The 9,858-nt window shown below is 72.4% G+C and carries 4 protein-coding genes and 1 rRNA gene; 3 read left to right on the top strand and 2 right to left on the bottom strand.

Annotated elements, in window-relative coordinates; all coding sequences use genetic code 11:
• Both rrf and ABTX81_RS29020 read left to right on the top strand, forming a co-directional pair.
• Positions 1-92, top strand: a 5S ribosomal RNA gene (gene rrf / locus ABTX81_RS29025); the annotation flags it as partial.
• A 95-nt stretch (positions 93-187) separates the two neighbouring features.
• Complete coding sequence (locus ABTX81_RS29020) at positions 188-1,021, top strand: phosphatase PAP2 family protein (protein ID WP_350551464.1); 834 nt, start codon at positions 188-190, stop codon at positions 1,019-1,021.
• A 97-nt stretch (positions 1,022-1,118) separates the two neighbouring features.
• Here ABTX81_RS29020 and ABTX81_RS29015 read toward each other — a convergent pair whose 3' ends face one another.
• Together ABTX81_RS29015 and ABTX81_RS29010 are read right to left on the bottom strand one after the other, a co-directional pair.
• Complete coding sequence (locus tag ABTX81_RS29015; protein WP_350551461.1) at positions 1,119-1,682, bottom strand: acetate uptake transporter; 564 nt, start codon at positions 1,680-1,682, stop codon at positions 1,119-1,121.
• Positions 1,683-1,980: 298 nt separating this feature from the next.
• Complete coding sequence (locus ABTX81_RS29010; protein WP_350551458.1) at positions 1,981-4,539, bottom strand: SpoIIE family protein phosphatase; 2,559 nt, start codon at positions 4,537-4,539, stop codon at positions 1,981-1,983.
• A gap of 574 nt (positions 4,540-5,113) precedes the next feature.
• Here ABTX81_RS29010 and ABTX81_RS29005 point away from each other — a divergent pair.
• Entirely contained in the window at positions 5,114-9,697 is a 4,584-nt protein-coding gene (locus ABTX81_RS29005) for a HAMP domain-containing protein (protein ID WP_502892886.1), read from the top strand.
• Positions 9,698-9,858: the final 161 nt, after the last annotated feature.

The following is a 9,858-nucleotide window of genomic DNA, read 5'->3' as shown; positions in this document are numbered from 1 at the left end:
CGCCCGGTTACATTCCGAACCCGGAAGCTAAGCCTCACAGCGCCGATGGTACTGCAGGGGGGACCCTGTGGGAGAGTAGGACGCCGCCGAACAATCATTCCAAAAAGACCCCCTCCGGTTCAGGAGGGGGTCTTTTTGCGTTAACGTCTCCCCACCACACCGGAGCTTGCTGGAGAGGCGCGAACCGTTGCAGAACCTGACCCTGACCTGGCAGTCGGCCGGGGGTACCTCGGTCGCTCTCTACGGCGGCGCGTACGCGGCCGCCCGGGTGCGGCGGGCGGGTCTCTCGGCGATCCTGCGGGAGGCCGGCACCCTGCTCGCGCTGTTCGCGCTCTGGCAGCTGGTCGGGAGGCTCTCCCTGATGAGCACCGAGCACGCGCTGGACCGGGCGCGCTGGATCCACCGGACGGAGTTGGCGTTCGGCCTGCCCGACGAGGCCTCCTGGCAGGCCGCGGTGACGCCGTACCCGGCGCTGGTGAAGCTGGCGAACTACTACTACGCGTCGATGCACTTCACCGTGATGATCGGGGTGCTGCTCTGGGTCTTCCTCAGACACCGCGAGCGCTATGCCTGGGTGCGGAGCACGGTGGTCATCACGACGGCGGTCTGCCTGGCCGTCCAGTTCCTCCCGGTGGCGCCGCCCCGGATGCTGCCGGAGAACGGGTTCGTCGATGTCGCGGCGGAGTACGGGCAGTCGGTGTACGGCGGCGCGGTCGGCGGGGTGGTCAAGGCGGCGCAGCTGTCGGCGATGCCGTCGGTGCACGTGGCGTGGTGCGTGCTGGTGGCGGTCGCGGTGGTGCGGGTGTCGAGGAGTCCGCTCCGCTGGCTGATCGTGCTGCACCCGGTGCTGACGATCACGGTGGTGGTGGTGACGGCCAACCACTTCTGGGCGGACGGCCTGGTCGCGGTGGCGATCCTGCTGATGGCGTACGCGGCGCAGCACGGTGTCGCCCGGTGGCGGGCCCGGCGCGCGGGGGAGGTCCGGCCGGTGGCGGAGCGGGAGCCGCTGGCCGTCGGCTGAAGGCGGTGCGGGGGCCGGCAGGGGGCAGGCAGGGGGACGGAATGCCGATGGGCCGGGCCCCGTGGGGGTGGGGTCCGGCCCATCGGCTCACCCGCCGTTACTTGACCGGCAGGGCTTCGCGGCCCCACGCGCTGTTGGTCAGCGACGCGGTGGCCCAGTACCAGGCCGCCAGGCCGGAGGCGGCGGCGATCCAGCCGGCCGCCTTGGCGAGGCCGCCGGAGGTGGTGAAGGTGGCGATCGCGGAGAGCACCAGGGAGACCGTCAGCAGGCCGTAGACGGCGCGGCTGAACAGGCCCGCGTTCCAGGCGGCGGCGGTCAGGGTGAGGGCGAGCAGGGCCCACAGGAGCAGGAAGAGGCCGGCCGCGTTCTTGCCGGCGCCGGAGGCCGTGGACCAGGTGGCCCAGAAGGCGCCCAGGCTGGTGAAGGCGGTGCCGGTGAAGCCCTCGCCGCCGCGGAACTGCCAGAGGCCCGCGACGAACAGGGTGAGGCCGCCGAGGATGTGGGCGAGGTGGGCCGAGTTGCCAGCGGCGGTGCCGCTGAGGATGCCGGTGGAGAGCAGCCCGTAGGCGAGCAGGGTCAGGCCGAGTGCGAGGTAACCGAGGTTACCCGCGTCGGCGCCGGTCGAGCGGGCGTTCAGTGCCCCGGTAGCTTCGTTGCTCACCGGAGGCTCCTTTCACTCATGGGCGCGCGCAGGGCGCAGTGAACGCGGGTGAGTGTCGATGAGGTGAAGGCGCGTGACCGCTCCGGGCGCGCACGGCTGGAGCGTGCGACGGCTGCGGTCGAATGCTGGGCCAGCGGGAGAGCCGCTGGTCACGTCCCCGCCGGGGGATTTCCCGGTGAGGTCGGTGTACCCAGGGTGAGCGGGCTTGTACCCTTGTGAATCGCACATTTTGTGACGCTGCCGGGCACGGTCCGGTCACGCTCCGACAGCCGGTGCGCCAACTGTCGCACCGATGTGTTCAGGCGGTGCGCTGGGTCGGCACCCGCAGGGTGAGGATCGCCATGTCGTCGGAGGGCGGCTCCGGGGCGAACCGCTCGACCGCCCGCTGGACGCGCAGCGCGACCGCTCCGGCGGTGAGCCCGGTGCAGCCGGTGAGCACCTCGGCGAGGCCGTCGTCGCCCAGCATCCGCCGGCCCTCGCGGCGTTCGGTGACGCCGTCGGTGACGCAGAGCAGGACCTCGCCGGGGTTGAGTACCAGGTGCTCGGCGGTGAGGTCGAGGTCGTCCATGACGCCGAGCAGCGGCTGCGGGGTGGCGGCCCGGTCGACCCGGCCGTCGGTGCGCAGCCGCAGCGGCAGCGGGTGGCCGGCGCAGACCAGGGAGAGTTCGGTGCTGCCGTCCGGACGGGGTGTCAGTTCGCCGTACAGCAGGGTCAGGAAGCGGCTGCGCGCGCCCTCGTCCAGGATGGCCGTGTTGAGCCGGCTGAGGACCTGCGGGGCGTCCAGGCCCTCGCGGGCGAGCAGCCGCAGCGAGTGCCGGGCGAGGCCGGTGACCGAGGCGGCCTCCGGGCCGGTGCCGCAGACGTCGCCGATGGCGAAGCCGTAGGTGCCCTCGCGGATCGGGAAGAGGTCGTAGAAGTCTCCGCCGACCTCGTTGCCCTCGCCGGCGGCCTGGTAGTAGACGTCCACCTCGACGCCCGGGATGTCGGGCAGGTCCGGGGGCAGCAGGCTGCGCTGCAGGGCCTGGCTGGTGGCGGTGCGCTCGGAGTAGAGGCGCGAGTTGTCGAGGGCGAGGGCGGCCCGGCGGGAGAGGTCCTCGGCGAGTTCCAGGATCTCCTGGCGGAACCGCACGCCGGCCGCCGTGCCGAGGGCGAGCAGGCCGATCACCCGGTTGCGGGCGGTCAGCGGCAGGACGACGGTCTCGCCGAGCAGGCCGGTGAGGCCGGGTTCGTCGGTGAAGCCGTTGCCGTCGGCGGTCTCGGCGGGGGCGGTCCAGAACCGGGTGCCGTGGGTGGGGCCGCTGTCCGGGGCGGGTGTCTTGTCGAGCAGGGCGCGCAGCGGGTCGATGCGGTCCTCGTCCTCGTGCAGGACGAAGGCGAGCGAGGCGGGCGCGCCGTGGTCGCCGTTGGTGTAGACGGCGCACCAGGACGAGAGGGTGGGGACGGCCATCTGGGCCATCAGGGCGAGCGTCTGCTCGTGTTCGAGGGTGCCGGCGAGCAGGTCGGAGGCCTCGACGAGGAAGGAGAGCGAGCCGCGGCGCAGCCGTTCGAGTTCGGCGAGCCGGGTGGACTCGACGGCCAGGGCGAGCCGGTCGGCGGCGAACTGGAGGCGCAGCGCGTCCTCGTTGTCGTAGCGGCCGGGGGTGCCGGTGGCGATGCCGAGCGAGCCGATCAGCCGGCCCTCGACCTTGAGCGGGACGGTGAGCAGGGAGCGCAGTCCGCTGTCGTCGAGGACCGGCAGGCCGGTGGGCCGGGCGGCGAGGTCCTCGTGGACGGAGGGGAGGCGGGGCGAGTCGTAGCGGTTGCCGGTGTCGACCGGGAAACGGCTGTGCGGGCGCGGCGCGGTGGGCAGTCCGGTGCTGGCCCGCAGTTCGAACTCGGCCTCGTCGTCGGTGGTGAGCAGCAGGTAGGCGGCGTCGGCGTCGAGCAGGTCGCGGGCGCGTTCGACGGTGTGCTGGAGCAGGGTGTCGAGGTCCTCGCCGGTGCCGAGGCCGGCCAGCAGGTCGAGCCGGGTGGCGGGTTCGCCGCGGTCGCCGGGCAGGGCGCGGGCGGGGGAGCGCAGCACGGCGCGGTCGTCGTCGCGGACGAGTAGACACAGCGTGGTCGGAGTGCCGTCGGTGTCACGCAGACGGACCTGGACGCCGTAGACGTCGATCTCGGTGCCGTCGGCGCGGCGCAGCGCGTAGCCGCCCTCCCAGCGGGCGAGCCGCAGCACGGCGCCGAACCCGGGGCCGCCGTCGGCGGACTGCGGCCAGACGGCGAGGTCGGCCCAGGGGCGGCCGAGCACGGTGTCGGCCGGGTGCTGGAAGAGGGCCTCGGCGTCGGGGTTCCAGGCGAGCACCCGGCCGTCGTCGTCGAGCTGGACGACGGCGACGTGGACCGGGCCGTGGCTGCTGGGCAGCTCGCCGCCGGGGGCGGCGGGCAGGGCGTAGCGGGTGCCGGCGGTGTGCGCGGGCAGGGCGAGCCGGAACCAGACGGTCTTGCGGCCGGAGCCGTACTCGACGCCCCAGCGTTCGGCGAGCGCGGCGCACATCAGCAGGCCGCGACCGCCCTCGCCGTCGGCGTCGGCGTAGTGGTCGGACGCGGTGGCGGGGATGTCGGCGAAGCTCGGCAGGCCGCGTTCGGGGTGGCGGTCGGTGACCTCGATCCGGACGGTGCCGTCCTCGCGCAGGCAGCAGACCTCGGCGGCGGTGCCGGCGTGCACGACCGCGTTGGTGACGAGTTCGCTGACCAGGACCACCGCGTCGTCGACGACCTCGGGCAGGCCCCAGCCCAGCAGCGCGTCGCGGACGAAGGCGCGGGCGGCACCGGCCGACCGGCCCACGGGTTCGAAGGTGGCGGCTGCGCGCGCGGTGACCACGTTGCCACGTCTCCTCTGCTCTGGCCCTGGCTGTCCGGGGTGCGGCGCCGAATCCCGGTGCGCGCCGGCGGGGTGGGCGGCGCCGCCGGGGCGGTTGTGGCCCGGTGCAGCGCTCCACCCTACTTTCCGCTTGGTTCCCCGTGGGGGCGGGGAGTCGAAACAGGCACCGGAGGGTGATTCTGCCCACCCGTTTCGGACGGGCCGGTACCAACCGAGTGCAACCGCGCTTGTACCGGGCGCGAGTGCTGCCAGACTGGGGGGTCCGCGATGTCCGGTCCGAGCAGTACGGTCGTTGTGGGTTCCGGCGGGCCTGACGGGCCGCCGGGACGGTAGCGCCGGGACGGTGCTGCGCGGCGGGCCCCGGCGGGGCGCGTGTGCGGGGCGCCCGGACAGTTCACGATCTGGGAGGGGCCCGTTGAGTTCGGCCACCAAGGACGCAACCGGTACGACGCCGCCCGCTCAGCGCGGCGGGCGCCCCGGGGCCGCGCCGCGGAGCGCGGCCGGCCGGCGTGTCAACCACAACCGCGGCGCCGAGCCGGCCGAGCTGCGCAAGCTGCTGGCCGCGCTGACGGCGATGCGGGACGGAAACTTCCGGCGCCGGCTGACGGTGCCCGGGGACGGTCCGCTGGCGGAGATCGCCGCGGTCTTCAACGAGGTGGCCGAGCGCAACCAGCACCTGACGGGCGAGCTGGCCCGGGTGCGGCGGGCGGTGGGCCGCGAGGGCCGGTTGAACGAGCGGCTGGAGACGGGCGCCGGCGAGGGCGCCTGGATGGCGGCGGTCGACAACTGCAACGCGCTGATCGACGACCTGGCGCGGCCGATGGCCGAGGTGGGCCGGGTGCTGACGTCGATCGCCGAGGGCGACCTGGACCAGAAGATGGAGCTGCGCTCGCTGCACAGCAACGGGGTGAGCCACCCGCTGCGCGGCGAGTACCTGAAGATCGGCCGGACCGTCAACGGGCTGGTGGACCAGCTGTCGGAGTTCACCGACGAGGTGACCCGGGTGGCCCGTGAGGTCGGCACCGAGGGCAAGCTGGGCGGCCAGGCGAAGGTCCGCAGCGTGTCCGGCAGCTGGAAGGACCTCGGGGACTCGGTCAACACCATGGCCGGCCGGCTGACCGCCCAGGTGCGCAACATCGCGCAGGTGACCACCGCGGTGGCCAAGGGTGACCTGTCCCGCAAGGTGACGGTCGAGGTGGCCGGCGAGATGCTGGAGCTGAAGAACACCGTCAACACGATGGTGGACCAGCTGAACGGCTTCGCGGCGCAGGTGACCCGGGTCGCCCGGGACGTGGGCACGGAGGGCCGGCTGGGCGGCCAGGCGCAGGTGCCCGGCGTCGCGGGGGTGTGGCGGGACCTCACCGATTCGGTGAACTTCATGGCGGACAACCTGACCGGCCAGGTCCGCAGCATCGCCCAGGTGACCACGGCGGTGGCGCGCGGCGACCTCTCGCAGAAGATCGAGGTGGACGCGCGCGGGGAGATCCTGGAGCTGAAGAACACCATCAACACGATGGTCGACCAGCTCTCCGGGTTCGCCGAGCAGGTGACCCGGGTGGCCCGTCAGGTGGGCACCGAGGGGCGCCTCGGCGGGCAGGCGCAGGTGCCGTGGGCGGCCGGCGTCTGGCGGGACCTCACCGACAACGTCAACTTCATGGCGAACAACCTCACCGATCAGGTGCGCAACATCGCCCAGGTGACCACCGCCGTCGCGCGCGGCGACCTCTCGCAGAAGATCCAGGTGGACGCCCGCGGGGAGATCCTGGAGCTGAAGAACACCATCAACACGATGGTCGACCAGCTGGGCGCCTTCGCGGACGAGGTGACCCGGGTGGCCAGGGACGTCGGCACCGAGGGCATCCTCGGCGGCCAGGCGAGCGTGCCGGGGGTGTCCGGCACCTGGAAGGACCTGACCAACAGCGTCAACCTGATGGCCAACAACCTGACCAGCCAGGTCCGCAACATCGCCGAGGTGACCACGGCGGTGGCCCGTGGCGACGTCTCGAAGAAGATCACCGTCGACGCCCGGGGCGAGATCCTGGAGCTGGTCACCACCGTGAACACCATGGTGGACCAGCTGTCGGCGTTCGCCGACGAGGTCACCCGGGTGGCGCGCGAGGTGGGCACCGAGGGGAACCTGGGCGGCCAGGCCCGGGTGCGCGGGGTGTCGGGCATCTGGAAGGACCTGACCGACAACGTCAACTTCATGGCGTCGAACCTGACCAGCCAGGTGCGGAACATCGCCGAGGTGGCGGCCGCGGTGGCCTCGGGCGACCTCTCCAAGAAGATCACCATCGAGGCCCGGGGCGAGGTCGCCGGGCTGGCCGGGACGCTCAACACCATGGTCGACCAGCTGTCGGCGTTCGCGGTCGAGGTGACCAGGGTGGCCCGCGAGGTGGGCACCGACGGCACCCTCGGCGGCCAGGCCAGCGTGCCCGGCGTGGCCGGGATCTGGAAGGACCTGACCGACAACGTCAACCTGATGGCCAACAACCTCACCGGTCAGGTGCGCAACATCGCGCTGGTGATCACGGCGGTGGCCCGGGGTGACCTGTCGCAGAAGATCGACGTCGACGCGCGCGGCGAGTTCCTGGAGCTCAAGACCAGTATCAACACCATGGTCGACCAGCTGTCGGCGTTCGCCGACGAGGTCACCCGGGTCGCCCGCGAGGTGGGCACCGACGGACGGCTCGGCGGCCAGGCGCGGGTGCCGGGCGTGGACGGCACCTGGCAGGACCTCACCGAGTCCGTCAACGAGCTGGCCAACAACCTCACCCGGCAGGTGCGCGCGATCGCGCAGGTCGCCACCGCCGTGACCAGGGGCGACCTGTCGCTGCGGATCGACGTGGACGCCGCCGGCGAGCTCGACGAGCTCAAGGACAACATCAACCAGATGATCGCCAACCTGCGCGAGACCACCCGCACCAACCAGGAGCAGGACTGGCTGAAGACCAACCTGGCCCGGATCTCCGGTCTGCTGCAGGGCCGGCGCGACCTGGAGGCGGTGGCCTCGCTGATCATGACCGAGCTCACCCCGGTGGTCTCGGCGCAGCACGGCGCGTTCTTCCTCGCCCAGCCGGCCGGCCGCACCGCCGAGCTGATCACCGAGGACGACGACGAGAACGACACCGTGCTGCGGTTGATCGGCAGCTACGGCTACCAGCGCCGGGCGATGCCGACCACCTTCCGGCCCGGTGAGTCGCTGATCGGCCAGGCGGCGGTGGAGAAGCGGGCGATCATCCTCAAGGAGGCGCCGCCCGGGTACCTGAAGATCGCCTCCGGCCTGGGCGAGGCCTCGCCGGCCCACATCGTGGTGCTGCCGGTGCTGTTCGAGGGCCGGCTGCTGGGCGTGATCGAGCTCGCCACCTTCAGCTCGTTCACCACCGTGGCGCTGGACTTCCTCAACCAGATCGCCGACCTCATCGGCGTCACCGTCAACACCATCAGCGTCAACACCAAGACCGAGGGCCTGCTGCTGGAGTCCCAGCGGCTGACCGCCGAGCTGTCGATGCGGTCGGCCGAGCTGGAGGCGCGCCAGGAGGAGCTGGAGCGCACCAACGAGGAACTGCAGGAGAAGGCCGAGCAGCTCGCCCAGCAGAACCGTGACATCGAGATCAAGAACAGCGAGATCGAGGAGGCCCGGCAGGTCCTGGAGGAGCGCGCCGAGCAGCTCGCGCTGGCCTCCCGGTACAAGAGCGAGTTCCTCGCCAACATGTCGCACGAGCTGCGCACCCCGCTGAACTCGCTGCTGATCCTGGCCAAGCTGCTGTCCGACAACAACGAGGGCAACCTGTCGCCCAAGCAGGTCGAGTTCGCCGACACCATCCACGGCGCCGGTTCCGACCTCCTCCAGCTGATCAACGACATCCTGGACCTGTCCAAGGTCGAGGCGGGCAAGATGGACGTCCGCCCCGCCCGGATCGCCCTGGTGCAGCTGGTCGACTACGTCGAGGCGACCTTCCAGCCGGTCGCGCTGGACAAGAACCTGGAGTTCGGGGTGCGGGTCTCGCCGGCCCTGCCGGTCACCCTGCACACCGACGAGCAGCGGCTCCAGCAGGTGCTGCGCAACCTCATCTCCAACGCGGTGAAGTTCACCGACACCGGCGCCGTCGACTTCTCGATCAGCCCGGCCGGCCAGGGCACGCCGCAGCACGTGCGCGAGCAGCTGCTGGAGGCGGGCGCGATCAAGGGCCCGGACGACCCGCTGATCGCCTTCACGGTCTCCGACACCGGGATCGGCATCCCCGGCAACAAGCTGCGGGAGATCTTCGAGCCGTTCCGGCAGGCCGACGGCACCACCAGCCGCAAGTACGGCGGCACCGGCCTCGGGCTGTCGATCAGCCGGGAGATCGCCCGGCTGCTCGGCGGGGAGATCCACGCCGAGAGCGAGCTGGGCCGGGGCTCGACGTTCACCCTGTACCTGCCGCTGCGCACGGAGGCGCCGGACGCCGCCGGGCAGCCGGGGCCGGGCGCGGCGGCGATGCGCGCCTCGGTCGGGGTGACGCCGGTCGGGACGCCGGTGCCGGTGGGCGAGAGCCCGGCCGACCACTGGGCCCAGGAGGTCCGCGAGCTGGTCGAGGTCCGCCGCCGGGGCGCCGTCGAGCGCCGGCGCGCGGCGGGCCCGGACGCGCCGCCGTCGGACGGCCGCTCCACCGGCGGCCGAGGGGCCGCGGGCGGGCCCGCCGACGGGCGCGGGGCCGGCGGGCGGACGGCGGAGGGGCGGGCGTCCGAGAGCACCCCGGCGGCCCGCCCGCCGGTCCGGACGGACACCCGCTTCGACGGCCAGCAGGTGCTGATCGTCGACGACGACGTCCGCAACGTCTTCGCGCTCACCAGCGTGCTGGAGCAGCACGGCCTGACCGTGCTGTACGCCGAGAACGGCCGCGAGGGCATCGAGATGCTGGAGCAGCACGAGAACGTCGCGCTGGTCCTGATGGACATCATGATGCCGGAGATGGACGGCTACGCGACCACCGAGGCGATCCGCCGGATGCCCCAGTTCGCCGGGCTGCCGATCATCGCGCTGACCGCCAAGGCGATGAAGGGCGACAAGGAGAAGTCCCTGGAGGCCGGCGCCACCGACCACATCACCAAGCCGGTGGAGACCGACCACCTGCTGTCGGTGATGCACGAATGGCTCACCGTCCGGAAGTCCTGAGGCCCCCCGGAACGTGTCCGGCGGGGCCCGGACCCGCCCGAGTCGGGACCGATCGGATGACGGGGGCGTGAATCCCGGAGTACGCTCCGGGATTCACGCCGGTGGGGTGGGCGGTTTGCTGGCGGGGAGGGTCGGGAACCCGGTAGGGTCACCGATCGTTG

It is taken from the genome of Kitasatospora sp. NPDC097605 (assembly GCF_040302725.1).
In the GTDB taxonomy this organism is placed as follows: domain Bacteria; phylum Actinomycetota; class Actinomycetes; order Streptomycetales; family Streptomycetaceae; genus Kitasatospora.
Note: the sequence above shows the minus strand (reverse complement) of the source record. Positions and strands in the feature narration are given on the sequence as shown.

Excerpts from the sequence above, each read along its gene's own strand:
- ABTX81_RS29005 (WP_502892886.1), top strand. The coding sequence starts at position 5,114 with ATGCGGGACGGAAACTTCCGGCGCCGGCTGACGGTGCCCGGGGACGGT.